The sequence below is a fragment of the Chachezhania sediminis genome (assembly GCF_009765275.1).
In the GTDB taxonomy this organism is placed as follows: Bacteria; Pseudomonadota; Alphaproteobacteria; order Rhodobacterales; family Rhodobacteraceae; genus Chachezhania; species Chachezhania sediminis.
In genome coordinates this window covers 1-26,561 of the sequence record NZ_VOPH01000008.1, presented here as the reverse complement: position 1 = coordinate 26,561, position 26,561 = coordinate 1, and the positions used below count along the sequence as shown (strand labels likewise).

Below are 26,561 nucleotides of genomic sequence, written 5' to 3'. Positions count from 1 at the left end.
TTTAATGGGTTCGATTGACTGGCCCGTTTTCCGGCCCGCGCTCTTTCCGGCGCGGTTGGTGCTCAGCCCGTGTAATCGGGATCGTACTTGTCCAGCTTGCGCAGCATCGCGGGCCATTCCGGATCGGGCCTGCCCCCCGCTTCCATGGCGTCGTAGGCGCGGGCATACTGGCTGGCCGTGTGCTCGGCCACCTCGTCGGGCAGGACCACGGGCGTCAGCCCCATCCCCAGGGCCGCGATCTGCGCCTTGCAGGACCGTTCCAGGTTCATTGTCAGCTTCACCGCTTCGGCTACGGACCGGCCCAGGACCAGCGTACCATGATTGCGCAGCATCATCACGTTCCGGCTGCCCAGGTCCGTCACGATGCGGGCGCGTTCGTCGAGGTTCAGCGCGATCCCTTCGTAATCGTGGAACGCGATCCGGCCGTGGAACTGGGCCGACCACTGGTTCAGCGGCAAGAGACCTTCCTGGATAGACGACACGGCCACACCCGCCACCGTATGGGTGTGCAGCACGCAGACGGCATCGTGGCGCGCCATGTGAACCGCCGAATGGATGGTGAAGCCTGCCGCGTTCACGCCCGCGCCATAGGGGTCGTCCACCACGGCACCGGTTTCGTCGACGGTCACCAGATTGGCGGCCGTCACCTCGTCGAAGCGCAGACCATAGGGGTTCAGCAGGAACCGCTTCTCTCCGTCCGGGCCATCCGGCAGCCGGGCCGAGATATGGGTATAGATACTGTCGTCCATGCCTTCCAGCGCGATCAGCCGATAGGCTGCCGCCAGGTCGCGCCGCAGGTCCCGAAGGGTGGTTTCCAATGCTCCGTCCGGCACAAGACTTCCTTTCGATCCGCAAATCGAACGGTCAGCGACCGCTCCTTGCACAATCCAAAGGCAGAGGGGCGGTCCGGGTCAAGGAAATTGTCGACAATCGCCAAAACTACAATTAGCGTGCCTAGAGATGCAGCAGACAGGCCGGTTCAGATGGAGCCTCCAAAAACCGTAACCGGATTTCAGCCGCTTGACCGTGAAGGGCTGGTCAGCCGCGTGGTCACGGTGCTGTCGAAGGCCATCGTGACCCGGCAACTGCCCCAGGGATCGCGGGTGTCCGAATCGGTGATCGCGCGACAGATGGGTGTCAGCCGCGCCCCGGTCCGCGAAGCCGCCCGCCTGCTCGAAGCCTCGGGCCTGATCGAATACCAGCCCAACCGCGGTTTCTTCGTCCGCCAGGTGTCGGCCGACGCGCTGGATCACCTGTACGAACTGCGCATCGTGATCGAGGTGGCAGCCGCCCGCCGCCTGATCCGGCGGGGCGCCGCAGAAACCATAGACCGGCTTCAGGCCCAGATGGCAGAAATGCACCGCGTGGCCGAGGCCGAGGCCGACGTGCTGACCCAGGTCGAGGCCGACATGGAGTTCCACCGCCTGCTTTGCGAAGGCAGCGGCAATCCGAAATTCCAGGACGTGTTCCGGCAGATCGCGATCGAGACGGAATTCTCGATCATGGTGGTCGGCCATATCTACGACGATCCGCACCGCATGGCCGATACCCACGCCCCCATCCTGGCCGCCCTGCGCAAGGGCGACGAGGCCGAGGCCGAAGGCGCGCTGCGGTTTCACATCGGGGTGGCGCGCAAGCTTGTCACCGCCAAGTTCCGCAAGATCGAGGAAAGACAGGGCAAATCATGAAGTGTTTCTATGCAAGGGCGACCGAAGCCCACGATCCGGTTTTTCGCCTGACCCACGGGAAGATCCTGCGCAATGCCGAACAGGCCGAACGTGCCCGGCTTCTGCTGGCGGGCCTGGACCAGCTGTCGCTGGGCACCGAGGAACCGCCCGAGGCCGACCGCGCCGCGCTGGAGGCGGTGCACACCCCTGCCCTTCTCGACTTCCTGGAAACCGCCTGGGACGACTGGCAGAAGCTTCCCAATCCGGGGCCGGAAGTGGTGCCGAACGTCTTCCCCCGCGCGTCCTGTTCGACCTATCCCACCAGTGTCGTCGGCAAGGCCGGCTGGCACATGGGCGATACCTCGGCCCCGATCGGCCCCCACAGCTGGGAAGCGACGTGCCGCGCGGCCGACTGCGCCATCGCCGCCGCCGATGCGGTGATCGCGGGCGACAGGGCCGCCTATGCGCTGTGCCGTCCGGCCGGACATCACACCACCGCCGACATTGCCGCCGGGCACTGCCTGATGAACAACTCCGCCCTGGCCGCGGCCCGTCTGCGCACCGCTTTCGACAAGGTCGCGACGCTGGATATCGACGTACACCACGGCAATGGCACACAGGGCATCTTCTATGACCGGAACGACGTGCTGTCGGTTTCGATCCATGCCGATCCGGTCGACTATTATCCCTTCTTCGTCGGCTATGCCTCGGAAACCGGGGAAGGCGCCGGCGAAGGGTACAACCTGAACATCCCCCTGCCACGTACCACGACCGACGACGCCTGGATCGCCGCCATCGAAACCGGGCTGGCCCGGATCGCGGAATTCAGGCCCGGCGCGCTGATGCTCAGCCTTGGGCTGGACGCGCATGAAAGCGATCCGCTGAAGGGGATGGCGGTCAGCTGGGACGGCTTCCGCCGCGCCGGAGCCCTGATCGCCGCCGCGGGCTATCCGACCGTGATCGTGCAGGAAGGCGGCTATCTGTCCGAAGACCTCACCACCTCGCTGGTCAGCTTCATGACCGGCTATCTGGGGCGCTGAGACATGACCCTGTCCGCGGACCTGACGCAGAAGATCCTCTCGGCCGTCGATGACGGGTTCGAGGACCAGATCGCCTTCACCCAGGCCCTGACGCGCTATCCTTCGCTTCGGGGGCAGGAACATACCGCGCAGGATTTCCTGCACCGCGAACTGCAGAACCGCGGCTACACGATGGATCGCTGGACCATCGACGTGAAGGACATCGAGCACCATCCCGGGTTTTCGCCTGTCGATGTCGACTATTCCAATGCCATCAATGTCGTGGGCACCCTGCGCCCGAAGAACGAGACCGGGAAATCGCTGGTCCTGAACGGTCACATCGACGTCGTGCCCACCGGGCCCGAGGACATGTGGACCACCCCACCCTTCGAGCCGCGCCGCGACGGCGACTGGCTTTACGGTCGGGGCGTCGCCGACATGAAGGCCGGGATTGCGGCCAATATCTTTGCCGTCGATGCGCTGAAACGGCTGGGCTATCGGCCGGCCGCAACGCTCTACCAGCAATCGGTGGTCGAGGAGGAATGCACCGGCAACGGCGCGCTGGCCGCCCTCCTCCGCGGCTACAACGCCGATGCCGCCATCATCCCCGAACCCGAAGACGACAAGCTGGTCCGCGCCAACACGGGCGTCCTCTGGTTCAAGGTCCGCGTGCAGGGGGCCCCCGTCCATGTGCGCGAGGCAGGCAGCGGCGCCAACGCGATCGAGGCCGCCTATGACCTGATCCGCGCCCTGCGTCGTCTGGAAGAGGACTGGAACGCCCGCAAGGCAGACCACCGCTATTTCGAGGATCTCGACCATCCGATCAACTTCAACGTCGGCAAGATCGAGGGCGGCGACTGGGCGTCCTCGGTCCCGGCCTGGTGCGAATTCCATTGCCGCATCGCGATCTTTCCGGGCGACAACCCGTCTACCGCCGCGCGCGAGGTCGAGGACTGTTTGCGACAGGCGGCGCAAGCCAACGCCTTTCTGGCCAACAACCCGCCCGCAGTCACCTTCAACGGCTTCTTCGCCGAAGGCTATGTGCTGGAAGAAGGGTCCGAGGCCGAAGCCACGCTGGGCCGGGCGCACCTTGCCAGCTATGACCAGCCGCTGGAATCCTTCGTGACGCCCGGCTACCTGGATGGCCGCGTCTTCGTGATCTACGGACAAACCCCGTGCCTGGTCTACGGGCCCTACTCGGAATCGATCCATGGCTTCGACGAACGGGTCAACCTGACCTCGGTCCGCCGGATCACCGGGGCCATCGCGCTCTTTATCGCCGAGTGGTGCGGGCTGGAAGCCGTCTGAACAGTTGAGGCAGGGCGCCATCGCGTCGTCCTGTCTTCGCCCTGCTTTTCGGGGCAAGACCCCCTGTTACACAGCGAAGCTGCCCTGCCCTGGCAACGAAGTAAGGGAAGCTGCCGCCTGCGGTCCGGAGCAGACAACCGCCCCGATCCCGCGACTTGATCTTGGCACTGTCGGCGCAGCTCTCCCGGCCTGTGACGCCCGACCGGCAGTCCTGCCGCTTCTTTCGGCTCGTCGGCTGCCCCGCACGCATTTTATCTTCTGGACATCGGGAGGGTACGGCGCTGACACTTTCCGGGCCACGGCTTGAATGCGCCGGATCGGCGCGAACGGTTTCAGGGTCGAGCAGGCGGCAAATTACAGCCTCAGGTTGCATATTTGCTTCCGGGTGGTCGCCCTGCCCTGCCAAAGACGACGTGGTCCCTGGTCCAAGTCGGGCCACTCGGGATCACATCAAGGACGCCGCAGGGAAAAACGATCAAGCCCGTCATGTGCTGCGCTTCTGACCCTCTGCATGGGAAGCAAGGGAACCGATCTGGCGAGTTGGTGAGAGTCCCGACATTAGGCCCGGGCCTTCAGAGTCCACTTATGAGAATGGAATAGACAGAATAACAGAACGAAATCCCACACTTTATTCCGTTATCGAAGCAGCAGACGGCCCTTTACCCGTCAATTCCGGACCCTGCATGTTCGCCTGTCGGGTCCGTGACCGGTGACAACCGATTGCTCCGTCCAAATCAGTGACCAGCGCCGACTGTTGGAGCTTTGCCAACTATTGGAACTATGCGCCCTGTCCGGCTGTTGCCGCCATCTGGTCTTCCGGACGCGCGCATTTTGATCCGGGATCTGGGCCAGGCCAACCGCATAGCGGGTCACGACAGATGACCGCACCAAAGCTCTGAACATACGTGTCGGGCCCAGGAGTATCCGCATCGCGCGCCCGATGTAGGCTTTGCCCCGGTCAATGACCCAGGGCTGTTCTTTTGTTGCGGCGGATTCGTGTCGATCACATCGCATCAACCGCCCCGCTCAAGCTGTACTTCCGCCGAAGGCCAGACATCGGTTGCGTGCCGCTACTGATCGAACGGTGCAACCTGTGCCTAAGGAACGAAACAAGTTCTACGACCGGATTCTCCGTAGGACTGGCGCAGCCGGTCCGAGCAAGCGCAGCCGCGTTGTCCATTGCCACCAACTGTCGCAAGCAGAGAGTGCTTCCCACCATCGCGTCCTGCCGACATGTCATAGACGGGCACTTCTTGGTCTTCGTTCACACGCTCAGCTTCGCTAGTTCCGAGCACACGATCCAATGTTGCTTCTCACAGCGGAATGCCCGGCTCGCTGGTCCGACGCTTCAGCTACGGACTATGGACTACTACTGCTGAACTCACATCCATGCGGAGATCTCGGCAAGACTGGTCCGCCTGGAATTGGTCAAATGCTCAGTAACCACGCTCAGGGAACAGCCCTGAGCGAAAGTGAACTTCAGCGCATCTGTTCGAGGGACGGAGCTTCGGCATGGGCTTCGGAACAGGCACATGGAGCGGTAACCAGTCAGGCATATCCTGCAGTTTGGGAACAGGGTCGCTGCGTCTGGAAGGACGGATGGTAATCCCTGTCGAGGGTAGACCGAAGATAGCCTTCGGGGGATCTGATGCTGTCGCCCTTCCCTGCTATGCGATCCAGCAGCTGCAGGGTCTGTTCGTTGCCCATTCTGGCGATGACCGTAGTCAATGTTTGGGTCGTGACGTGCAATATTGCTCCGAAGTCGTAGATGATCGCTTGCAAGGAGGACTCGGACCCTGGTTCTTTGGGAAAGAACTGCGAGATCGTTTTCAGTTCTGACCAGCGGAATGGTTCCTTTCGCATCCGGGCTTTTTTGTATTCTGATTTTGGGTGTTCTTTGTGCCGGACATTCTGTCCGTCTGTGGCGGTCATTTCATCTGCGGGCCGGGGCGGGGCCACGGGATCAAGGGTCGGGTCAGGGGTTGGCTTGACCTCTGACGTGGTGGCTTGGGGAGCGAGGGCCAGAAGGATGTTTCCCAGCCGTTCAAGGACGGACCGGGCGATGGCAATGGTCAATGTCACGCGCCGAAGGATTCGGCCGGTGTCTTCGATAAGGGCCATGGTCTGGGCGTCGGGGTCGTGGCGCAGGCATTCGGCCCGCAGGCGTTGGATGCGGGATTTCAAACCGCGAAGCTCTGCCTGTTGTTCCGCGTGCCGCTGTGCCCGGTCCAGAATGTCCGCGGACCGGGCAAGAAGGGGGGACAGGTCGATCCCGTAGGCGCCGACGATCTGACCGCCCTGATGGATGGGAAAGCGTTTGCCATTGGCGCTGTCCCGGCGGTGAACAAGGCCCGCGTCCTCCAGTTTCTGAAGATGACGGCGCAGTTGACGGTCTGTGATGCCCTTGCAGCGAAAGCAGAGCGTGTCATTCGCAGCGAAGACCGTAAGGAGCGTCAGGGGAGTGATTGGCATGTCGCGTCCGGTCTTCGGGTCCTTGCAGGGCAAGCAGCTCAAAAGTGCTTCGACCACCATGACCGTGGGCGCACGCAGTCCAAGATCGCGGGAGATCCGGTTCAGCGCAATCATCAGGTCGCGCCGCAGGACAGGCCTGAAATGCGGTTGGGTGGCGATGGCGCCATAGGTTTCCAGGTGAGGGTCATGAAGCGCGCAGTTGCCCTGCGCCTCGACCGAAAGTGCCGTGGCGTTGTCCGTGTACATCGATTTTCAGACGGCAAAGAAAAGCCATTCACCGAAATCGGTGTTGCAGAGACTGAACTTTCGGGCTACCTAGTAAGTGTCTAAGTTACAGGGACCCTCTGGAGTGCTGCACCGCCTTCGGGGGGTTTCTTTTTGCTCGGATGTCTGCTCCTGTTTCTGTTTGCTGCTCGGATCCGCGGCTGTTGACCGGGAAGTGGTTCTTCTTCTTGAGAGTTGACCACTGGTCAATTTAGGTCCGGCCTAAACCCTAAATTGACCAGTGGTCAACGGACGGATCGCGCGTCAGTCGCCGGACCGGGCGTTATGAAACTCGGACAGCAACTGATCCATGCGGCTGTCGAGGAACTCGGAAAAACCGCTAAGGGCATCGTCGCGTACCCAGACCGAAACGCGGTCGGCATGACGTTCCAGCCGAAGCCTGCCGTCGGCGACATCGCGCTTGACCGGGGCAGGGCGGGGGGCTGGTGTCGGTTTGGCGGTCAGTTGCCTCAGAAGGGCAGGGAGCCTTTCTCCACTGGGCAGGGACCCGTCGACAAGCGGCAGAACCCGATCGGTCGTCAGTCCCGGATCCTGCTGAAAAACGTCCCGCAACTGCAGCCAGGGCCGCCGTCCGGCGTCGTGCGCCGGACCGATCGCATTGATGACCTGACGCGGGATGCCCGTCACGACGCCCAGCATCCGGCTGATCGTGGTCTTGTCGACCGCCAGAACTTCCATGATCTCTTCCCGAGTAAAGGCGTGATCCAGAAGCTGTTCGGCATAGACGGCCTGTTCGATATAGCTGCGCTGAAGCCGTGCGGCGTTTTCCAGACCTTGCGAGATCAGTGCCTCGCGGTCGTCCATATCGACGACATAGGCCTGAACGTCGATGTCCAGACGCCGGCACGCCTCGATCCGACGGCGGCCATAGACCACCTCGTAGGGTCGTACGGCTTCCGGCCGACGTCGCAGCAGTACGGGCAACTTCTGGCCCGAGGCCCGGATGGATTCGACAAGGTCGTCGATCCCGTCGCTGACATCGAAGCGGTCCTGGACTGCACTGTCGGCAATCTGGTCCGTCGCAATCGCGCGGGCCGCACCAGAGGCGAGATGGTCCAGACCCTTCTGAACCGCACGCACGCCCGACATCTTGCGCGGCGCGTCCGGCACCGGTTGCGGGCTTTGCTTTCCGTCCTTCACGGCCTTGAGGCTGGAGGCAAGAAGATCCTTTCTCATGCGCTTCGTCCCCAGTTGGCCTGGATCATCGTCTCCATCTCTTCGACGATCTCGTGGACGGAGTGGATGGCGCGTTCATAGGTCTTGCGGTTCTTGACCTCGGTCAGGTCGACCTCCAGCACAGTCTGCTGGGAAATCCCGGCTTCGCTGACGGCCGAGGATTTCAGGAACGGGGCTTTCATCACGGCATCGCCGAACAGGTCCTTCAGGAAGGACGCAAGATCGACCTGGGTCGCCACCGACGTGTCGTAGCGGCTGAGGAGGAACCGGAAATTGTCGAATAGCCCGACACCGGCATTCTCGTGCAGGACCTCCGTCAGGCTCGAGGCCATGTTCAGGAACTGTGCGGCCGATGCCATGTCGACGCGTTCCGGAATGATCGTCATCAGGATGTTTCGCGCCGCACAGATCGCCGAAAGCGTGACATAGCCAAGCTGAGGCGGACAATCGAGGATGACGATGTCGTATTCGTCCCGGACCGGCTTCAAGCAGTCGCGGATCTTGTCGAAGAAGACCGGCAATTCGCCCCGACTGAGCGCCGAAGGTGTCTCGTGCTCGAACTCGGCCACCTGGATGCCACCGGGTACCAGGTCGAGATTCGGAAAATAGGTCTTGCGGATGATATCGGTGATCGGCTTCGGACCTTCGCCGGTCTCCTGATCGCGATACCGGATCGCGTCGTAAAGCGAGCCGCTGTCGAAGAAATCGATTTCGGGCTGATAGCCGAAGAATGTCGTCAACGAGGCCTGTGGATCGCAGTCGGCAACAAGCACCTTGTAGCCCCGCAGGCTGAGCGCATGCGCGGTATGGATGGCCGTCGACGTCTTGCCGCTGCCGCCCTTGAAGTTCACGAAGGCCCAGACCTGCATGTCTTCTGTTGCCAGATCGCGGCGGCCGGGGCGGAACTGGTTCGGGTTCTTCGCAGTTTCGGCCAGAACGTGCCGGATCTGGTCGATCTGTTCCGCCGTGTACTTGCGCCGGTTTCCCGGCCCCATCTCGACATCGGGGATCCGGCCCTCGTGATGGGCCTTGCGCAGGTATCCGTCGCCCACGCCAAGATAATAGCTGGCTTCGCCAGCCGAAAAACTCCGTAAGGTCTTCACCTCGTGGGGGGCAAATGAACTTTCCGACAGCGCCTTCAGGGCGGCTGTCAGGTCGCTTGCAAATCCCGTAAGGTGCTCATGAAGAGCTTCTGCCATCTGTCTGCCCGGGTCATTTTTGGGGTAAGGAACGCTTGATCCCCGATTTTTTGTCTTCTTCCGTCCAGTCTATGCCCGCATCATGTTCCAATGACAACAGTTTGTTCCATTGTCTCGGGACGCTGGACCATGGAAATCCGGCCTGCAAGCGTTCCCAATCATGAAGCACCAATGAGCTTTGCCTCGTAAATCATTGAAATATAATGATATGGCTTTTTCCACGGCTTATCCACAGACGAAGCGGACCGTGTCGGGGCCAAAATGGCGTCCGTTTCCGGCCATCTGCCTTCCGCCCGGACGTGCAACCCGAAGATCCCAATATGCGTCCGCCCGCGTGCTTTTGATTCCCCGGGGGATTCGGCAGCTCGGCCGGGCCTCGCGCGCCCGGGCTTTGCCCGACCCGGCCGGTCACAGACCCGTGCGCAACATTGGCAGGGCAGGGCGGGTCGGTCTGCCCCCATGCGTGCGTCCGTCCGGATCTTGGTCATGCGTCGGGACCGGCCACGGTGGGGGCAATCATTCCGAAAGCGTATGGGGGTAGTCGGACCCATCGTTGGGCGCGGGAGAGCAGACCGTCTAGTCTGCCGCCAGTTGCCCGTCCATGAGGTCCGCCTTGGCCGAACCACCCCTTTCACCTGCGAGGATCTCCTGCCGGGGTCTGCCGCGGGCGTCTTCCAGGTCAAACTGGGGGACGGGTCTGTGCATAGGCTCAGCGCCATTTCCAGCCGTGCCCGGTTCAAAGCCGACCGGGACACCCCCATCACCGATCTTCACCAAAGCAATGCCGGGGCCGAAGCCGCTTCCTGCGCCCTGGCCATACCTCGCCAGGTAATGGCCCCCCTGCATCACAGGACAAGGATGACAAGGATGACCGAAGACCTCTCCACCCTGACCGCGCGTACGATGGATGCCTTCGGGGTCACGGCGCCGCTGGATGTCGCCGGGGGCATGACGGTTGTTTCGCCCGTCACCGGCGAAGCCGTGGCAAGCCTGGCCACCCACTCGGCCGCGGATACCGAGGCCGCCATCGCGCTGGCCAATATCGCCTTCCGCGCCTGGCGGCTGGTGCCGGGCCCGCGCAGGGGCGAGTTGGTGCGGCTGTTCGCCGAAGAACTGCGAAAGTCGAAGGAAGACCTGGGCCGCATGGTTTCGATCGAGGCGGGCAAATCCCCGTCCGAAGGTCTGGGCGAAGTGCAGGAGATGATCGACATCTGCGACTTCGCCGTGGGCCTTTCGCGGCAGCTTTACGGGCTGACCATCGCCACGGAACGTCCCGGTCACCGGATGATGGAAACCTGGCACCCGCTGGGTGTGGTCGGTATCGTCACCGCCTTCAACTTCCCCTGCGCGCCCTGGTGCTGGAATGCGGCGCTGGCCTTGGTCTGCGGCGATCCGGTGATCTGGAAGCCGTCGGAAAAGACCCCGTTGACGGCGCTGGCCTGCCAGGCGGTCTTCGACCGTGCTGTCGCACGCTTTGGCGCGGACGCCCCCGACGGCCTCAGCCAGGTGCTGGTCGGCGGGCCGGATGTCGGTGCCGCGCTGGTCGAAAGCGACAAGGTCGCCCTGATCTCGGCCACAGGGTCGACCCGGATGGGCCGGATCGTGGGCCCGAAGGTTGCCGCGCGCTTCGGCAAGTGCATCCTGGAACTGGGCGGCAACAATGCCGGTATCGTCTGCCCATCGGCCGATCTGGATATGGCGTTGCGGGCCATCGCCTTCGGCGCCATGGGCACAGCGGGCCAGCGCTGCACCACGATGCGCCGCCTGTTCGTGCACGACAGCATCTATGACCAGCTGGTCCCGGCGCTGAAGAACGCCTATGCCAGCGTGTCGGTCGGGAACCCGCTGGAAAGCCAGGCGCTGGTCGGCCCGCTGATCGATGCGGCGGCCTTCGCATCCATGCAGGACGCCCTGACCGAAGCTGCCGGGCTGGGCGGCACCGTCCATGGCGGCGAGCGTGTGTCGGTCGGTCCCGACACGGCCTTCTATGCCAAGCCCGCCTTGGTCGAGATGCCTAAACAGTGCGGCCCGGTGAAACGCGAAACCTTTGCGCCGATCCTTTACGTGATGAAATATTCGGACTTCGACGAGGTGCTGGAGCTGCATAACGATGTCGGCGGTGGCCTGTCCTCGTCGATTTTCACCACCGACCTGCGCGAGATGGAGGTGTTCCTGTCCGCCCGGGGATCTGGCTGCGGAATTGCCAACGTGAACATCGGTACTTCGGGTGCCGAGATCGGCGGGGCCTTCGGGGGTGAAAAGGAAACTGGCGGCGGCCGGGAATCCGGGTCGGATGCCTGGCGCGCCTACATGCGGCGGGCGACGAACACGATCAACTATTCGAAAAACCTTCCGCTGGCGCAGGGCGTCGTCTTCGACATCGGCTGAAGGGAAGGGGTCGCGGCACAGGAGGCAGACCCTTTGCGGCCACCTAGCGGGCCAGGGGCCGGAACTGGACCTGTTCGATCAGCCAGTCGCAGAACGGCCTGACGCCGGCCTCGCGCCCTTCGGGCACCACCAGGTAATAGGCCTTGCTGGTCGAATGCGGCGCATCCAGCACGATCCGCAAGGCGCCCGAGGCCAGTTCCTCCTCGATTAAGTAGCGGGGGACAAGGGCATAGCCCAGGCCGGCCTTCGCTGCCTCGATTTTCAGGGTGAACTGGTCGAACCAATGCCCGTCCTCGCCCACCGGAGGTTCCAGACCGCAGCGGCTGAACCAGTCGCCCCAGAGTCCGGGGCGTTCCGAAAGCTGCAGCTTCGGCGTTTCCAGCAGGTCGGAGGCTGTGCGAACGGTCCGGTCGCGCAGGGCGCCGCCGGCGACCGGCACCATGATTTCGGAACACAGGTAGGTGCAGGTGGCGCCAGGCCAGACCGGGTCGCCGAAATGGATCGCCAGGTCGCACCGCGCCTGCACCAGATCGAACATGCCCGTGCGCGTGGTCAGGTCCAGCCGGATTTCCGGATGATCCTGCAGATAGGCGGGCAGCCGCGGCGACAGCCAGCGCAGGGCAAAGGTCGGCAGGGCATTGACCGACAAGAGGCGCCGTTCCCCTGCGCCGGCGCGGGCATGGCGCATCGTGACTTCGGCCATGTGAAGAAGGGCCACGACCTCCTGCCGGAAGATCTCTCCGGCCGGGGTGGTGACGACACGGCCGCGCACGCGTTCGAACAGGGGCTGACCCACTTGCGCCTCCAGCTCGCGGATATGGCGGCTGACGGCGCTTTGGGTCAGGGCCAGTTCCTCGCCCGCGCGGGTAAAGTTGCCGTGCCGCGCCGCACTTTCGAAGGTCTGCAGCAGGCGCAGATCCGCAAGCGCGCTGCGCGGGGGGATGGTCATGGTGCCGTTACCCCAGGATCCCGGGGTTCAGGGCATGGGTCAGCGTCGCGCCGAATTCGTAATAGGCCGACCGGGGCCCGGTGAACCGTTCGCTGTAGCCCCGGACCACCGGCATCGGCATCGCGTCGGCGCCCGCGCCGGTCAGCGCCTTCGCGGCGGCCGTGCCGATCACCGTGCCGGGGCAGATGCCGCGCCCGGAAAAGCCGAAGACGGCATAGGCGGATGGCCCGAATTCCACGGCCTTCGGGACATGGTCGCTGGTCATGGCGATGCGGCCTGACCAGGCATGTTCGAAAGGCAGGTCGGCCAGCTCGGGATAGAGCTTCGCCAGTTTTCGCCGGGCCCATCCGGCATGAATTGCGCCGCCGGGGCCGTCGGACTGTCCCATGCCGCCGACGATCAGCCGCCCGGCCCTGTCCGTGCGGACCGAGGACATCACCAGCGCCGTGTCCCAGCAGCCTTCGCCACCCGGCAGGACCTGGTCACGCTGCGCGTCGGTCATCGGTGCGGTCGCGAACTGGCAGTAGTTCACGGTCACGTATTGCGGCGCATAGGCGCCGCTGGCCAGCTGGTGATACGCATTGGTCGCCACCAGCAGCGCGGGCGCCGTGACGGTGTGCCCATTGCTCGAGACCTGCCAGGTCCCGTCCACATGCCGGATCCGGGTCACCGGGCTGGTCTCGTGGATCGACGCGCCAAGCGAGATCGCGGCCCGGGCCAGCCCAGTGCAATAGGCCCGCGGCTGGACCGTACCCGCCCGCGGATCCAGCAGCGCGCCGTGAAAGGCCTGCGACCCCGTGCGCCGGATGGTTTCGTCGCGGTCCAGCATCTGCACCGGTGCGCCCAGGCGGTTGCCCTGTCGGAACCGGTCCTGAAGATCGGCCAGCCCGGCCTGGGAATGGGCCAGGTGCAGGGTCCCGGCGGGCGTCGCCTCGCAATCCATGTCGTATTCGCGGATCAGCGAAAAGACCGCGGCCGGGCCTTTGCCCAGTTCCTCGGTCAGGCGGGAGCCTGCGGCCTCTCCCATCTGGGCGACGACTTCGTCCGGTTTCAGCCACAGGCCGGCATTGACCAGACCGACGTTCCGGCCCGATCCGCCATGGGCGATGGTCTGCGCCTCCAGCACCACGGCCTTCCTGCCGGCGCGCGCTGCTTCCAGCGCGGCGGCGCAGCCGGTAAAGCCCGCGCCGATGATCACGAGGTCCGCCACCGCGTCCGCCGTCAGCGGCTGTGTCGCTGCGGTTTCGGTGTTGGAATGGGTCCAGAGGTTGGTCATGGGTGTCATTGCGCAGTCTCGCTGAGATCGGGCGTCCTGCCCGCTATATCATCGGCCCCGGGGAAGTGCGCAAGCCATGCCAACCCGCCAGCGCCACGATGTCGTATTGGCTGGTCCGGTAGGGTGCGGCCATGATCACCTTGTTCCCTCTATCCAGCGTCGGCAGCATCGCATCGGCCAGCACTTGCTTGGCGCCGGTGCCGACGATGACCTGGGCCCTTGCGACACCGGCCTGTGCCGCGATGGCATCGCGCAGCCCGGTGGCCGGCAAGGTGGGACGGACTGGAAGGCCCGCGGGACGGTGCGTCGCCGCCAGCCACCGTCCCGATGACCGGGGGCGCCAGAAACCGATAGGGGAATGGCCGCCGGACGTGCATCCTTTGTTCCAGGCGGATCAGGGAATGCCGCAAGGGTGGAATTTTATGAGACTGATGATCAGGTACGCCGCGACGGTCGGGGCGATCGCGCTTTACGGGACCGGCGGCGCCGGCGCAGTCGGGGCAGACCTGTTCCGCGGACGTGCCGGCAAGGATCACGATCTCCGACAGCGTCGAAACCCGGATCGGGACGCTGTCCGTCGCAAACGGGGCGCCAGACGACCGGACCGTTCAGGCGGTCTATGACACATCGATTTCATGCGCGGGGTCGACGCGTTCCTGACCGGCATTTCCGCGACCTCGGTCCGCGCGATCTGCAGCGGTCTGGACAGTATCGGGATCAAGCCGAACCGGGGCGTCAACATCACCGAAGACCTGATCGACGCGCGGTCGCTGCTCCTGACGCCCAACACCACGACGGTCTGCGGTCTGGCCTGTCTCGACCTTTCGGACGGGCCGGTCGCGCTGGAGGTGCCCTCCGGTGTCCTGGGGCCGGTCGATGATGCCGATTTTCGCTGGGTGACGTATGTGGGCCTGACCGGGCCGGCTGCCGGCAAGGGCGGTAAGTACCTGTTCCTGCCCCCGGGCCATGACGGCAAGCTTCCGACCCAAGGCTGTTTCGTCCAGAAACTGCGCACGAACACGCTTTTCTACTTCTTCCGTGCCTTCGTGAAGGACTGCGACATCGCTGCGGCGGTCGACCAGATGATGCAGGGCACAAAGCTCTTTCACCATGGCGCCACGAACGGGGGGTGCGCCTCGCCGGAAGCCGAATTCTTTAACGCCTCGGGCGTCCGGTTCAACACGATCAGCGCCAACGACTTCAGCTTCTTCGAACAACTGAACCAGGTCGTGCAGGCGGAACCAGCCGACTGGGTCGACCCGGACAAGGTCGGGCTCTTTGTTGCGATCGGGATCCGCAAGGGGCAGCCCTTCGCGCCCGACGACCGGACGAAGGCGATCCTGACCGATGCCATGGCTGTCGGCAACGTGACTGCACGCACCATCCCGTTCGATCCCCGCAACCCTGACGCCTATTCCTATCCCGACCGCAAGCGGCTCACGGCGTTCAGGCAGCATGGCCAAGCCCTTGCCATGATTGGAGAAGGGGCGCGCGGTATTTTGCCGGCCCGCAGAAGAAACCGACTGGACAGATTGTCTTTTGCAACCGAAGATTGAGTGGACCTGCTTCAGGAGGCGACCCAATGTATCCAGAGCACAGAATTGAAGGGCCCTATCACCGCGTCGAGTTCGTGGATTTCGTTCCGTTGCTGGAACGCCGGACCGAGCTTGTTTCCGTCCGGCAATGGGACGGACGGCCAAGCGACCGCGAGCTGGTCGTCCTGCGCATCGACAAGCGCGCCTTCGGGCCGTGCCTGTTCGCGGCCGTCACGCTCTCGGCGTCGGTCGCGGCGCTTCTTTTCTGCGTTTTCTGTTAGGTTCTGATGCCTTGGTGCGGCACGGTCGCCCGTGCCGTAAGTTCGCGTCTTCCGAAGCTCGGCGATCCGGGTCGGCAGCCACATGTGGGCGGGTTGCGATGCAAAGGGCCGGTGCCACCGGCATAGGCGGCACCGGTAACCCGGCCAGGGGCGCCACCCGCCGTGCCGGCGGTGTCGGCAGAAGCGGGGCAGGGGGCCCGCGCGGTCTTTGCCACCGCCACAGCGAAGCCCCTGCCGATTTGAAGAAACTCTGCGACTGACCGGATTGCCGGTCGCATTGCGCGAGGTCCGCGCCATGCCGGTGGCGGGCAGCGTCAGCAAGGACCGCGGGGCGCGGGCCAAGGCCGGATCCTGCACGTCATGCCATACCGGCCACGCGCTACCCGGTATTCTGCAGCGACGGGTCCCGGCATGTGCAGAACGCCCCACGGATCCGGGCAATCTGTCGAGGACGCGACCGGGCGCCGCCCGGTCAGGGGGTCAGTGTCTCGACGATCCGGTCGAAGGCAGTGATCGTGTAGTCGTCGAAGGCCTCTTCCACCGCCACGGGTTGCGAGCTTTGCTTGACGATTGCGATGCCGCGTTCGATGTCGCAGTAGAGCCACTGGCCATAGATACCCTGTGCCGTGATCGCCTCGCGCCCCGGGGTGCGGCGCACCCACCATTGGGCGCGATAGCTCCAGTGTCCGTCGGCCATCAGGCCCGCGCCTTCGCGGCTTGCCATGAAGAGGTCGGTCGAACCGCCCCGGGCGATGGTATCGATCACGCGGGCGGGGACCAGCTGCCGGCCCTTCCAGGCCCCGCGCGCGGCGATCATCGCGGCAAAGCGTGCCAGGTCGTGGGGTGTGGCGTTCAGCCCGCCCGCCGCGATTTCGGTTCCGGCCGGATCCAGCAGGACATAGGCCTCGCCATCGGTGCCAAGGGGCGACCACAGCCGGTCCTCGGCCTGCCGGGTGAAGGGCTTCCCGGCCAACCGCGAGTTGACCCAGTTCAGCATGTCGGTCTTCGGGCTTTGGTAATGGAAGGCGGCGCCATGGGCGATGCCGCCTTCCTGTTCCATCTGGCACAGGTAGTCCTGGATCGTGCGCGGCAGCCCGTCATGGCCGGTTCGGTCCCCCAGCCCGGTGATCCGGGCATAGTCGTGGATATGGGACCGGGTGTCGGCGTAATCCTCGTTGAAATGAAGCGAGTTGGTCATGTCCAGGACCTGTCCCAGCGTCGCTTCGGCAAAGCCGGAGCCAAGCGCCACGTCGGGCAGCAGATCGGCGATCCGGTCGCCTTCGTCGGCACGGCCTTCGTCCACCAGCATCAGCGCGAAGAGGCCCGCAAAGGACTTGGTGCAGGACATCATCAGGTGCGGGGTCCGGGCGGTCATGCCGTTTAGCAGGCTTTCATGGACGATCCGGTCGCCGGCCATGACGACAAGGCTGTCGGTGAAGGTCTCGCGCAGGAAGCTGTCGAAATCGGCGGCAGATCCGTCGGGCCGCTTGATCGTCAGGGCGGCGATCCGGTTGTCGGGAGCACGGTCCAGCGGGATCGGCGTGTCGGCAGGGCGCAGGGGCGCACTGGGCATCAGCCGGCGCATGTTCTGATAGGCCCACCGGTTGTACGGGGGGATCCAGAACCCGTTTTCCAGCGTCACCTGCTTGTCGGGCGGGGGCGGGAAGCCCTGCATCAGGCCCAGGTCGGCGGCAGTTGCGGTGTCATAGGTCATCATGTCGGTCCCGTCCTTTGAGTGCGCGTCGTCCGCGTGCGGGCGCCCGGGTCAGTCCGGCTGCCCGGGCGCGGGCTTTGGCGTGCCGCCGATATGGCTGGCGATGGTCGCCTGCAGCAACGGAAGGTCGCGCCTCTCGATCGCGTCGACCAAGTCGAAATGGCCCTGGGTTGCCTGTTGCAGCTGGAACATCGTCTGCCACTGGCCGACGGGTGCTGCGGGCCCGCGCTGGCGCAGGTCGAACAGCAGCTCGCGCAGCACGGCGCTGCGGCACAGGTTGTAGAACTTGGAATGAAAGGCGAAATTCGCCTCGATCTGGGCGAAGGACGTGCCGTGATACGCCGCGTGCTGGAAGTCCTCGGCATACTGGCGCAGCTCGGCAATATCGTCATCGGTCGCGTATTCGATCACGTCGGCGGCGGCCCGGCATTCCAGCAGCACCCGCACCTCGCCCACCTCGCGCAGCCTCTGGGCATCGGGCATGGGCACGCGGTAGCCGCGGTTCGGGATATGTTCGACCAGCCGCTTGGAATGCAGGTTGGTCAGCGCATCCCGCACCTTGATCCGGGTGCAGCCATAGCGCCGTTCAAGGTCAATCTGCTTCAGCCATTCCCCGGGGCTGAGCGCCCCCTTGTTGATGTCGGTCACGATCTGCTGCGCGATCTCGTCCGAGGAGCGCCGCGAGGCGCCGGTCTCTAGTTCTGATGCACTCATGCTGCCCGTATCCCGCTGTTTCAGGATCACCTTACGCATCTGCGAGGCGCCGCTCAATATCTTCCACAAAATTGGCGCCAAATTGTTAAAATATTTTGACGCCACCGATTCCGGGGCCTAGTCTCGCCCTCACATCGCATGCCGGAGACCGCCAAGAATGTTGCCGAGAGTTGGGGACAGCCCCCAGGACCGCCTCAGATCCCTGTACCTGACCGGAGAGACGACCATCATCGCCTGCAAGGCGGATCCGCGCTTTTCCTATACGCTCTACATCCCCGAAAGCGCCTGGGACGAACCGGACCGTGATCTGGACATGCTGGTCGCGGTCCACGGCACCATGCGGCTTCAGTCGTTGTATCGCGATGCGTTCTCGGGCTTTGGCCGCTTCAACAACTGCGTGATCCTGGCGCCGCTGTTCCCGGTCGGTGTGCGCGGCGACATGGAATCCGGCGGCTACAAGTACATCATCGAGGGCGAGATCCGCTATGACGAGGTGCTGCTGGCCATGGTCGAGGAAGCGGGCGCGTTGCTGAAGCGCAGCTTCGAGAAGTTCATGCTGTTCGGTTTCTCGGGGGGTGGGCACTTCACGCACCGATTCCTGTACCTGCATCCCGAACGGCTGAAGGCAGCCTCGGTCGGGGCTCCCGGGTCGGTCACGCTTCTGGACGAGACGATGGACTGGTGGCCGGGCATCCGGAACTTTGCCGACGTCTTCGGGCGCGGCATTGATTTCGACGCGCTGAAGCAGGTCAAGGTGCACCTGTCGGTCGGCGCGCAGGACCTGGAGAGCTGGGAAATCACGTTCCCCGAGGATTCGCCGCGCTTCATCCCCGGCGCCAACAGCGCCGGCAAGGACCGGAACGAACGGCTGCACAGCCTGCGCCAGTCGCTGCAATCGCGCGGCGTCGACGTCTGGCACGACATCGCGCCGGGTGTGCCCCACGACATGCGGGGCGTGTTCCCCTATGTCGAACGCTTCTTCACCGATGTGCTGACGGACCGCCTGCCGGCGCCGGGCGTGCGCTGATGGCCCCGGTTCCGAAACTGGTCGAGATCGAGGGCACGCCCCGTGCCCGGGGCCTTGCCTATGGCCGTGCCGCCGATACGCAGATCCGCCACGGGCTGGGCGTCTATCGCAGCCTCTTCGAGGAAGCGGGGCTGAGCTGGGACAGCGTGCTGGCCTATGCTGCCCGCCTGCGCGACAGCCTTGCCGCACGGGCGCCCGACGCGGTGGAGGAGTTGGAAGGCATCGCCGAAGGGGCAGGCGTCCAGCTGGGGGAAGTGCTGGTCATCAATGGCCGGAGCGAGATCATCAATCTGCACGCCCAGCGGCCGAAGGATCCGTCGAAGCTGGATGACGGCTGTACCGCCGCGGTGGTCCTGCCGGAGATGACGGAAAGCGGGCGGCTGCTGCATGTCCAGAACTGGGACTGGTTGCCCGACTGCGCCGACAGCACCGTTGTCCTGCGCATTAGGCGCGAACACGGCCCCGATGTCCTGACCTTTGTCGAGGCGGGCGGGCTGGCCCGGGCCGGGTTCAATTCGGAAGGCGTGGCCATCACCGGCAACAACCTGGCGTCGGGCCAGGACGGCACGGCGCCCTTCGGCGTGCCCCTGTCGGTGATCCGCCGGCGCGTGCTGGAAGCGGGCGGCTATTCCCAGGCTCTGACCGAACTCTACCGCCTGCCGCGGACGGTTTCGAACAACATGACTGTCAGCTGTGCCACCAGCGGCGATTGCCTGAACTTCGAAACCACGCCCGACCAGATCTACTGGCAGGCCCCGGACGGCCCCTGTCTGACCCATTCGAATCATTTCACCAGCCCCGCGGCCCGCGTGCGGGAACGTGACGTGGGCATCGCGCGGGGCGCCGACACACTGTTCCGCGACCGTCGTCTTCGGAAACTGATCGAGGCGGGCGGCAAGGCCCATACGCTCGATACGCTGGCCGGGGCGCTGGACGACAGGTTCGGCGCGCCGCGCGGGATCATCCGGACGCCCGAAGGCAACGAGGGTGAAACCAACGCCTATCTGTCGGCCACCGTGGCGATGGTCCTGATGGATGCGGGCGCGGGCGAGATGCGGATCCGCCAGCTGCCCTATGCCGACACGACGACGACCCGTTTCACCCTTCACTGAAACGGCATTCCGGCACCGCCCGTCGGTGCCGCAACCCATAAGAACCACAGGGATCCACCATGAACGCGAAACTCAGACTCTTCGGGCCCATTCTTGCAACAACCGCTGCCGGGCTGGCCCTGGCCACGCCCGCGATGGCTGACAGCATGGTGCGCATGGCGCTGAACGCCGACATCCGGGGCACCAACCCGGGCGTCACCCGCGACGGCAACACCGACATCGTGCACAGCCAGTACGTCGAGGGTCTGGTGACCTATGGCGACAATTTCGAGATCATCCCGATGCTGGCCGAAAGCTGGGACGTCTCGGACGACGGGCTGACCTATACCTTCCACCTGCGCGACGGGGTCAAGTTCCACAACGGCGCGGAAATGACGGCGCAGGACGTCGAGTGGTCGTGGAACCGCCTGGCGGGCGAGGCCTCGGAAAGCCACTGCAAGACCTACTTCAACGGGACGAACGGATTGAAGGTCGTATCGGCGGAAGCCGTAGACGATGACACCTTCGTCGTCACGCTGGACCGTCCCTTTGCCGTGTTCCTGGCCACGATGGCGCGGTTCGATTGCGGGTCCATGGGCATCCTTCACCCGGATTCGGTGAATGCCGACGGGTCGTGGAACGCGCCCATCGGCACCGGCCCCTACATGATGGGCGACCACAAGCCTGGCCGCTATGTCGAACTGGACCGCTTTGTCGACTATTCCAGCCGTGAAGGGGAACCGAACGGCCTGGGCGGCGGCAAGCATGCCGAGGTCGACACGCTGCGCTTCGAGATCGTGAGCGAAGGTGCCGTGGCCAAGACCGCGCTGCAGGCCGGCGACCTGGATCTTGTGGCACTCGATGCCATTGCGGCGGCAGAGCTTGACGGCCAACCCGGCTTCAAGATCGATGCGACCCAGTCGGCGGTGTGGGATACCTATCTCCTCAGTCCCAGCGCGCCGATCCTTCAGGATGTGCGCATCCGGCAGGCGATGGCCCATGCCATCGACCCGAACCAGATCATGGCCGCGATTACCGAAGGCTTCGGCGCGGCGTCGCCGTCGCCCGTGCCGCCGATGTCGAAGAACTTCACCGCGGTTGAGGCCGAATACCCCGCCTATGACGTCGACCTGGCGAAATCGCTGATGGCCGATGCGGGCTACAACGGGGAAGAGATCAAGATCCTCGCCACCCGCCGGAACGGGGCCTATTACGAACGCGCGTTGATGGCGCAGGCGATGCTGATGGATGCCGGCTTCAACGCCACGCTGGAAGTCGTGGAATGGGGCACCCAGCTGGAGGCCTATCAGTCCGGCGAAGGCTACGTGATGCAGTCCTTCACCTTCTCGCCGCGGCTTCATCCGGGGCTCAGCTTCGAGATGTTCACCGGCGATGCCCCCCGCAAGGCCTGGCAGAACCCCGAAGCGATCGCGCTGGTCTATGAATCGCTTCAGACCGGCGATCCCGAGCGCCTGCAGGAGATCATCGACCAGCTGTCGCGCATGTTCAACGAGGAGATCCCGGCCATCGGGCTGGGGCACCGGATGCTGTTCACCGGCATGTCGGACAGGGTCGACGGCTTCCAGAACTGGGGCGCGGGCGTCCTGCGCGGCTGGATGCTGCGGGTGTCGGACTGATCCGCGGCGACCGGGAGTAGACGGCCATGATCACCTTCGTTCTCAGACGATTGCTGATGTCGGTTCCAACCCTCATCATCGTGGCCGTCATCGTCTTCTGCCTTGTCCGGGCGCTTCCGGGCGATGCGGCGATGATCATGCTGGGCGGCAATGTCGACGACGAGGCGACATTGCAGATGATGCGCCAGCAGCTGGGCCTGGACCAGCCGCTTCCGGTGCAGTTCCTGGCCTGGCTGCGGGAACTGCTGTCCGGCAATCTGGGCGTTTCCGTCCGCACCGGGCAGCCGGTGGGCGCGCTGATCTGGGATCGTTTCGGCGTGACCGCGACGGTGGTGCTGCTGTCGATGGCCACCGCGCTGATCGTGGCGGTGCCGCTGGGCCAGATCGCGGCGCACCGTCACAATTCGCGCACCGACTATGCCATCGTCGTGCTGACGATCCTGAAGCTGTCGATGCCCAGCTTCTGGGTCGGCCTGATGCTGCTGGTGGTCTTCGGCGCGATGCTGGGCTGGCTGCCGACGGTCGGCTTCGTGTCGATGTCGCAGGATTTCGGGCTGGGGATCACCTTCCTGATCCTGCCCGTCACCTCGCTGGCGCTGTCGGAAATCGCGGTCATGACCCGGATGATGCGGGCCGGCAGCCTGGAGGTGATGAACCGTGACTACATCACCCATGCCCGTGCCAAGGGTCTGCCGGAACGGCAGGTGTTGTGGCGGCACGTCTTTCCCAACGCCTTCGCGCCGACGCTGACCATGGTCGGCATCGCGATGGCCGGTCTTCTGGCCGGGGCGGCGGTGACCGAAACCGTGTTCACCCTGCCGGGGCTGGGCCGGCTTCTGGTGGATTCGATCTATGGCCGGGACTATCCGGTCCTGCAGGGCGCGTTGCTGTTCATCGCCATGATCTATGTCGTGACGAACCTGCTGATCGACATCGCCTATTCCTTCTTCGACCCCAAGGTACGCCTGTCGTGACTTTCCTGTCCCGCCTTCTGGGCAAACCCAATGGCCTCATCGGCATGGTCCTGCTGACCGCCGTGTTGGCGACCGCCTTCCTGGGCGCGGTCTGGACCCCATACGACCCGCTGAAATCCGACCTTCTGAACCGCTTCGCCCAACCCAGCGCCGCGCATCCGTTCGGGACCGACATGTTCGGCCGCGACGTGCTGTCCCGCCTGATGCGGGGGGCCTGGGTCTCTGTCTCGATCGGGCTGGCGACATTGGTGATCCCGGTGATGCTGGGCACGCTGCTGGGCGCCGCCGCCGGATTCTTCCGCGGCTGGTTCGACCGGCTGCTGATCATGGTGCTGGACGCGCTCATGGCCTTTCCGGGCCTGCTGATCGCCCTTGGCCTGATGGCGGTGATCGGGGCGAACCGCTTCGGCGTCATCATCGCGCTGTCCGTGGCCTATCTTCCCGCGGTCACGCGGCTGGTCCGCGGTTCCGTCCTGTCGATCAGCCAGAACGAATTCGTCGAGGCCTCGGCCTCGATGGGGAATTCGCGGCTTTACACGCTGGTGGTGCACATCCTGCCGAACTGTGTCGGGGCGCTGATCGTGCTGACCACGATGATGTTCGGCTGGGTCCTTCTGGCGGAAAGCGCGCTCAGCTTCCTGGGGCTGGGCGTGCCGCCCCCGGAACCCAGCTGGGGCAACATCCTGTCCGAGGCCAAGGCCCACCTCATGCGTCATCCGATGCTGGGCCTTTTGCCGGGCATCTGCATCTCGATCTCGCTTCTGGGGGTCAACCTGCTGGGCGATGCGCTGCGGGACGAACTGGATCCGAAATCGGCCGCCGCCCCGTCGAAGGAGACGATCTGAGATGAACGGGCAAGCGAAACCGGCCGACCTGCTGACGGTCGAGGACCTGGATATCTCGTTCGGGTCTGTGTCCGTGGTGAACGGCGTCAACCTGACCCTGAAGCCGGGAGAGGTGCTGGCGCTGGTCGGCGAATCCGGCAGCGGCAAGAGCATGATCGGCCGGTCTATCATGGGCCTCTTGCCAAAGGCGGGTCGGGTCAGCCGCGGGCGGATCCGCTTCGACGGGCACGAGATCACGGCCCCCGAAAGCGCCGAGGAACTGCGCCTGTTGCGCGGCCGGTCCATCGGGCTGATCTTCCAAGAACCGTTGTCGTCGCTGAACCCGTCGATGCGCATCGGCGAGCAGATGTTCGAGGCGATGCGCCTGCACACCGACCTGACCGAGGCACAGATCCGCGACCACGCGCTGGATATGCTGCGGCAGGTGCGGCTGGATCGGCCGGAAACGCTCCTGAACCGCTATCCGCACGAATTTTCTGGCGGCATGCGGCAGCGGATCATGATCGCCTCGGTCATGATGCTGAAACCCCGGCTTCTGATCGCGGACGAACCCACGACCGCGCTGGATGCCGTGGTCCAGCGCGAGGTGCTGGACATCATGCAGGACGTGGCCCGCGCCAGCGGGACCGCCGTCATCCTGATCTCGCACGATCTGGCGGTGGTCGCGCGCTATGCCGACCGGATCGCGGTGATGGAGAAAGGCAATCTTGTCGAAGGCGGCGACACCGGCGCGGTGCTGGCCCGGCCGCAGCACCCCTATACCCGCCGCCTGCTGGATGCGGCGCAGCTGGGTACGCCCACCCCGGTCGCGGGCCGCGCTGGCGTGCCGCTTCTGACGGTGGAAGGCCTTAGCGTCGATTTTACCGAAAAGAAGCTCATGGGGCTGTTTGGCCGAACCGTTCATCACGCGGTACGCGACGTCTCGCTAACCGTGGCGCCGGGCGAGTTCGTGGGGCTTGTGGGTGAATCCGGCAGCGGCAAAAGCACCATCGGCCGGGCGATCTGTGACCTGACGCCGATGACGGCGGGCAGGGTGGTCTTTGACGGGCAGGCTTTCGGAGAGCTGCCGGCAGCCGGGGAACGCCGCCTGCGCCGCCGGATCCGGATGGTGTTCCAGGACCCGTTTTCGTCCCTGAACCCGCGGATGCGGATCGGGCAGATCGTCCGCGAGGGCCTGCGCCACGACCGCAGCCTGACGGCCGCGGAACGTCAGACCGCGGCGCATGACATGCTGGAGGCGGTGGGGCTGGACCGGAACATGGCCGACCGGTTCCCCCATGCGCTGTCGGGCGGCCAGCGCCAGCGGGTGGCCATCGCCCGCGCCCTGATTGCCCAGCCCGACCTGATCATCGCGGACGAACCCGTCTCGGCACTCGACGTCACCATCCAGGCGCAGATCCTGGCACTGCTGAAGCGCCTGCAGGCCGAATTCGGCTTTGCGTGCCTGTTCATCAGTCACGACCTGCACATCGTGGAACAGCTGTGCGCCCGGCTTTACGTCCTGCACAAGGGCCGCCTGATGGAAGAAGCGGCGACACCGGACCTGTTCGCCGCGCCGCGTCATCCTTATACGCGCAGGCTTCTGGGTGCATCGCCGCGGCTGGAGAAGGGGCCCGAGGGACTGCGCCTGGCCGAAGATCCGGCGCCGGACCTGTCCGACAATGCCTTCGAGTATTACGACGCGACACGGGTGGACGATCCGTACCGGTTGATCGAGGCCGGAAAGGGTCACCGCGTCGCCGTCCGGGCAGAGGCAGAGATCGGGGCTGGGGCGGCCTAGGGCGGCGGCCCCGTGACATTGGCTGAAGTCGCGGGCAATGGCCGGACCGCCCGCGACGTCGTCCTTTCGCCCCGGTCGGAAGCTGTCGGAAGGCCGAACAAGAGTTGCCCGTCGGCCCCGGCGGGTCAGCCGGCATTTGCCAACGTCATCAATAGACACACCTTATAATGATGGCGGCCCTACGTGCATTCGCAGTGGTCCGGCCAAGCCGCCGCACAACGGCCTTGACGGCGGCGGCGAGCAATGACCACAACGCGGCGAAAGCCACGCATCCTCGGGAGAGGTCGATGAAGTTTCGTTTCCCCATCATCATTATCGACGAGGATTTCCGGTCCGAGAACACCTCGGGCCTGGGGATCCGCGCGCTGGCCGCGGCCATCGAGGAAGAAGGATTCGAGGTGCTGGGCGCCACCAGCTATGGCGATCTGTCCCAGTTCGCCCAACAGCAAAGCCGCGCCTCGGCCTTCGTGCTGTCGATCGATGACGAGGAATTCACCACGGGTCCCGACCTGGACGCTGCCGTCGTCAACCTGCGCACCTTCATCGAGGAAGTGCGCTGGAAGAACAGCGACGTGCCGATCTTCGTCTATGGCGAGACCAAGACCTCTCGCCACCTGCCGAACGACATCCTGCGCGAGCTTCACGGCTTCATCCACATGTTCGAGGACACGCCGGAGTTCGTTGCCCGCGTGATCATCCGTGAAGCCAAGTACTATCTGGAAAGCATCCAGCCGCCCTTCTTCAAGCAGCTGCTGGATTACGCCGAGGACGGATCCTATTCGTGGCACTGCCCGGGCCATTCCGGCGGCGTGGCCTTCCTGAAGTCGCCCATCGGGCAGATGTATCACCAGTTTTACGGCGAAAACATGCTGCGGGCCGATGTCTGCAACGCGGTCGAGGAACTGGGCCAGCTTCTGGACCACAACGGCGCCATCGGGGCATCCGAACGCAATGCCGCGCGGATCTTCAACGCCGATCACTGCTTCTTCGTGACCAACGGCACTTCGACCTCGAACAAGATGGTCTGGCACCACACCGTGGCGCCGGGCGACGTGGTGGTCGTGGACCGCAACTGCCACAAGTCGATCCTGCATTCGATCATCATGACCGGTGCCATTCCGGTCTTCCTGAAGCCCACGCGGAACAGCTGGGGCATCATCGGCCCGATTCAGCGGACCGAGTTCGAGCCCGAGGCGATCAAGGCCAAGATCGCGGCGAACCCGC

Annotated in this window: 22 protein-coding genes; 13 read left to right on the top strand and 9 right to left on the bottom strand. The window is 64.6% G+C overall.

Annotation, left to right across the window (positions count from 1 at the left end):
• Window positions 1-62: 62 nt before the first annotated feature.
• Window positions 63-833 carry a class II aldolase/adducin family protein gene (locus FQK05_RS19640; RefSeq protein ID WP_158970059.1) on the bottom strand — a complete coding sequence of 257 codons (771 nt, stop codon included), beginning with the start codon at window positions 831-833 and terminating at the stop codon, window positions 63-65.
• A gap of 150 nt (window positions 834-983) precedes the next feature.
• Between FQK05_RS19640 and FQK05_RS19635 the strand changes: the two genes are divergently transcribed.
• From FQK05_RS19635 to FQK05_RS19625, 3 genes are read left to right on the top strand one after another with little or no spacing between them, the layout of a single operon-like run.
• Complete coding sequence (locus FQK05_RS19635; protein ID WP_158970057.1) at window positions 984-1,688, top strand: GntR family transcriptional regulator; 705 nt, start codon at window positions 984-986, stop codon at window positions 1,686-1,688.
• Window positions 1,685-2,707, top strand: coding sequence for a histone deacetylase family protein (locus FQK05_RS19630; protein WP_158970055.1), 1,023 nt, complete (start codon window positions 1,685-1,687; stop codon window positions 2,705-2,707). Before FQK05_RS19635 ends, FQK05_RS19630 begins: the two co-directional genes overlap by 4 nt.
• Window positions 2,708-2,710: 3 nt before the next feature.
• Window positions 2,711-3,994, top strand: a complete 1,284-nt coding sequence (locus FQK05_RS19625; RefSeq protein ID WP_158970053.1) for an ArgE/DapE family deacylase — start codon at window positions 2,711-2,713, stop codon at window positions 3,992-3,994.
• A gap of 1,548 nt (window positions 3,995-5,542) precedes the next feature.
• Here FQK05_RS19625 and FQK05_RS19620 read toward each other — a convergent pair.
• From FQK05_RS19620 to repA, 3 genes are all read right to left on the bottom strand, one after another.
• Complete coding sequence (locus FQK05_RS19620) at window positions 5,543-6,712, bottom strand: helix-turn-helix domain-containing protein (protein ID WP_158970051.1); 1,170 nt, start codon at window positions 6,710-6,712, stop codon at window positions 5,543-5,545.
• A 282-nt stretch (window positions 6,713-6,994) separates the two neighbouring features.
• On the bottom strand, window positions 6,995-7,927 hold the full coding sequence (repB, locus tag FQK05_RS19615) for a plasmid partitioning protein RepB (RefSeq protein WP_158970049.1): 933 nt from the start codon (window positions 7,925-7,927) through the stop codon (window positions 6,995-6,997).
• Window positions 7,924-9,126 (bottom strand): plasmid partitioning protein RepA, encoded by a 1,203-nt coding sequence (gene repA, locus FQK05_RS19610; protein ID WP_158970047.1) that lies wholly within the window; start codon window positions 9,124-9,126, stop codon window positions 7,924-7,926. The genes repB and repA overlap by 4 nt, the downstream gene beginning before the upstream one ends.
• Before the next feature lie 867 nt (window positions 9,127-9,993).
• On the opposite strand from repA, the gene amaB reads away from it, so the two are divergent.
• A complete protein-coding gene (amaB, locus tag FQK05_RS19605) occupies window positions 9,994-11,514 on the top strand; it encodes an L-piperidine-6-carboxylate dehydrogenase (protein ID WP_407644513.1) in 1,521 nt (506 codons plus the stop codon).
• Between the two features lie 43 nt (window positions 11,515-11,557).
• Here the strand turns inward: amaB and FQK05_RS19600 are convergent, their stop codons facing one another.
• Genes FQK05_RS19600 through FQK05_RS19590 form a run of 3 tightly spaced genes read right to left on the bottom strand, consistent with a single transcriptional unit; the run spans window position 11,558 to window position 14,010 of the window.
• Window positions 11,558-12,463, bottom strand: a complete 906-nt coding sequence (locus FQK05_RS19600; protein WP_158970043.1) for a LysR family transcriptional regulator — start codon at window positions 12,461-12,463, stop codon at window positions 11,558-11,560.
• A gap of 7 nt (window positions 12,464-12,470) precedes the next feature.
• Complete coding sequence (locus tag FQK05_RS19595) at window positions 12,471-13,748, bottom strand: NAD(P)/FAD-dependent oxidoreductase (RefSeq protein WP_158970041.1); 1,278 nt, start codon at window positions 13,746-13,748, stop codon at window positions 12,471-12,473.
• A 34-nt stretch (window positions 13,749-13,782) separates the two neighbouring features.
• Entirely contained in the window at window positions 13,783-14,010 is a 228-nt protein-coding gene (locus FQK05_RS19590) for a hypothetical protein (protein WP_158970039.1), read from the bottom strand.
• Between the two features lie 364 nt (window positions 14,011-14,374).
• On the opposite strand from FQK05_RS19590, the gene FQK05_RS19585 reads away from it, so the two are divergent.
• Both FQK05_RS19585 and FQK05_RS19580 read left to right on the top strand, forming a co-directional pair.
• Window positions 14,375-15,295 carry a DUF1254 domain-containing protein gene (locus tag FQK05_RS19585; RefSeq protein ID WP_158970037.1) on the top strand — a complete coding sequence of 307 codons (921 nt, stop codon included), beginning with the start codon at window positions 14,375-14,377 and terminating at the stop codon, window positions 15,293-15,295.
• Window positions 15,296-15,321: 26 nt separating this feature from the next.
• On the top strand, window positions 15,322-15,555 hold the full coding sequence (locus FQK05_RS19580; RefSeq protein WP_158970035.1) for a hypothetical protein: 234 nt from the start codon (window positions 15,322-15,324) through the stop codon (window positions 15,553-15,555).
• Between the two features lie 472 nt (window positions 15,556-16,027).
• On the opposite strand, the gene FQK05_RS19575 is transcribed toward FQK05_RS19580, so the two are convergent.
• Together FQK05_RS19575 and FQK05_RS19570 are read right to left on the bottom strand one after the other, a co-directional pair.
• Window positions 16,028-17,272, bottom strand: a complete 1,245-nt coding sequence (locus tag FQK05_RS19575) for a serine hydrolase domain-containing protein (RefSeq protein ID WP_158970033.1) — start codon at window positions 17,270-17,272, stop codon at window positions 16,028-16,030.
• 48 nt (window positions 17,273-17,320) lie between these two features.
• The gene (locus FQK05_RS19570; protein WP_158970031.1) at window positions 17,321-17,983 is read right to left on the bottom strand and encodes a GntR family transcriptional regulator; all 663 of its coding nucleotides are present in this window, start codon (window positions 17,981-17,983) and stop codon (window positions 17,321-17,323) included.
• Between the two features lie 157 nt (window positions 17,984-18,140).
• Between FQK05_RS19570 and FQK05_RS19565 the strand changes: the two genes are divergently transcribed.
• The 7 genes from FQK05_RS19565 to FQK05_RS19535 all read left to right on the top strand — a co-directional run.
• Window positions 18,141-19,010, top strand: coding sequence for an alpha/beta fold hydrolase (locus FQK05_RS19565; protein ID WP_158970029.1), 870 nt, complete (start codon window positions 18,141-18,143; stop codon window positions 19,008-19,010).
• Window positions 19,010-20,122, top strand: coding sequence for a C45 family autoproteolytic acyltransferase/hydolase (locus FQK05_RS19560; protein ID WP_158970027.1), 1,113 nt, complete (start codon window positions 19,010-19,012; stop codon window positions 20,120-20,122). Before FQK05_RS19565 ends, FQK05_RS19560 begins: the two co-directional genes overlap by 1 nt.
• A gap of 59 nt (window positions 20,123-20,181) precedes the next feature.
• Complete coding sequence (locus FQK05_RS19555; RefSeq protein WP_158970026.1) at window positions 20,182-21,738, top strand: ABC transporter substrate-binding protein; 1,557 nt, start codon at window positions 20,182-20,184, stop codon at window positions 21,736-21,738.
• Between the two features lie 26 nt (window positions 21,739-21,764).
• Window positions 21,765-22,712: an ABC transporter permease gene (locus FQK05_RS19550; protein ID WP_158970024.1), complete on the top strand. Its 948-nt coding sequence runs from the start codon at window positions 21,765-21,767 to the stop codon at window positions 22,710-22,712.
• Window positions 22,709-23,557, top strand: a complete 849-nt coding sequence (locus FQK05_RS19545; RefSeq protein ID WP_158970022.1) for an ABC transporter permease — start codon at window positions 22,709-22,711, stop codon at window positions 23,555-23,557. Before FQK05_RS19550 ends, FQK05_RS19545 begins: the two co-directional genes overlap by 4 nt.
• A 1-nt stretch (window position 23,558) precedes the next feature.
• Window positions 23,559-25,337: a dipeptide ABC transporter ATP-binding protein gene (locus tag FQK05_RS19540; RefSeq protein WP_158970020.1), complete on the top strand. Its 1,779-nt coding sequence runs from the start codon at window positions 23,559-23,561 to the stop codon at window positions 25,335-25,337.
• 287 nt (window positions 25,338-25,624) lie between these two features.
• A partial coding sequence (locus FQK05_RS19535; protein ID WP_199252717.1) for an Orn/Lys/Arg decarboxylase N-terminal domain-containing protein occupies window positions 25,625-26,561 on the top strand: 937 nt, incomplete at its 3' end.

What these genes read in the sequence shown, in the direction of transcription:
- FQK05_RS19565 (WP_158970029.1), top strand. Translation starts at nt 18,141, where the DNA reads ATGTTGCCGAGAGTTGGGGACAGCCCCCAGGACCGCCTCAGATCCCTG.
- amaB (WP_407644513.1), top strand. Translation starts at nt 9,994, where the DNA reads ATGACCGAAGACCTCTCCACCCTGACCGCGCGTACGATGGATGCCTTC.
- repA (WP_158970047.1), bottom strand. Translation starts at nt 9,126, where the DNA reads ATGGCAGAAGCTCTTCATGAGCACCTTACGGGATTTGCAAGCGACCTG.
- FQK05_RS19555 (WP_158970026.1), top strand. Translation starts at nt 20,182, where the DNA reads ATGAACGCGAAACTCAGACTCTTCGGGCCCATTCTTGCAACAACCGCT.
- FQK05_RS19620 (WP_158970051.1), bottom strand. Translation starts at nt 6,712, where the DNA reads ATGTACACGGACAACGCCACGGCACTTTCGGTCGAGGCGCAGGGCAAC.
- FQK05_RS19580 (WP_158970035.1), top strand. Translation starts at nt 15,322, where the DNA reads ATGTATCCAGAGCACAGAATTGAAGGGCCCTATCACCGCGTCGAGTTC.
- FQK05_RS19585 (WP_158970037.1), top strand. Translation starts at nt 14,375, where the DNA reads ATGCGCGGGGTCGACGCGTTCCTGACCGGCATTTCCGCGACCTCGGTC.
- FQK05_RS19595 (WP_158970041.1), bottom strand. Translation starts at nt 13,748, where the DNA reads ATGACACCCATGACCAACCTCTGGACCCATTCCAACACCGAAACCGCA.
- FQK05_RS19575 (WP_158970033.1), bottom strand. Translation starts at nt 17,272, where the DNA reads ATGATGACCTATGACACCGCAACTGCCGCCGACCTGGGCCTGATGCAG.
- FQK05_RS19560 (WP_158970027.1), top strand. Translation starts at nt 19,010, where the DNA reads ATGGCCCCGGTTCCGAAACTGGTCGAGATCGAGGGCACGCCCCGTGCC.
- FQK05_RS19540 (WP_158970020.1), top strand. Translation starts at nt 23,559, where the DNA reads ATGAACGGGCAAGCGAAACCGGCCGACCTGCTGACGGTCGAGGACCTG.
- FQK05_RS19600 (WP_158970043.1), bottom strand. Translation starts at nt 12,463, where the DNA reads ATGACCATCCCCCCGCGCAGCGCGCTTGCGGATCTGCGCCTGCTGCAG.
- FQK05_RS19630 (WP_158970055.1), top strand. Translation starts at nt 1,685, where the DNA reads ATGAAGTGTTTCTATGCAAGGGCGACCGAAGCCCACGATCCGGTTTTT.
- FQK05_RS19550 (WP_158970024.1), top strand. Translation starts at nt 21,765, where the DNA reads ATGATCACCTTCGTTCTCAGACGATTGCTGATGTCGGTTCCAACCCTC.
- FQK05_RS19635 (WP_158970057.1), top strand. Translation starts at nt 984, where the DNA reads ATGGAGCCTCCAAAAACCGTAACCGGATTTCAGCCGCTTGACCGTGAA.
- FQK05_RS19570 (WP_158970031.1), bottom strand. Translation starts at nt 17,983, where the DNA reads ATGAGTGCATCAGAACTAGAGACCGGCGCCTCGCGGCGCTCCTCGGAC.
- FQK05_RS19625 (WP_158970053.1), top strand. Translation starts at nt 2,711, where the DNA reads ATGACCCTGTCCGCGGACCTGACGCAGAAGATCCTCTCGGCCGTCGAT.
- repB (WP_158970049.1), bottom strand. Translation starts at nt 7,927, where the DNA reads ATGAGAAAGGATCTTCTTGCCTCCAGCCTCAAGGCCGTGAAGGACGGA.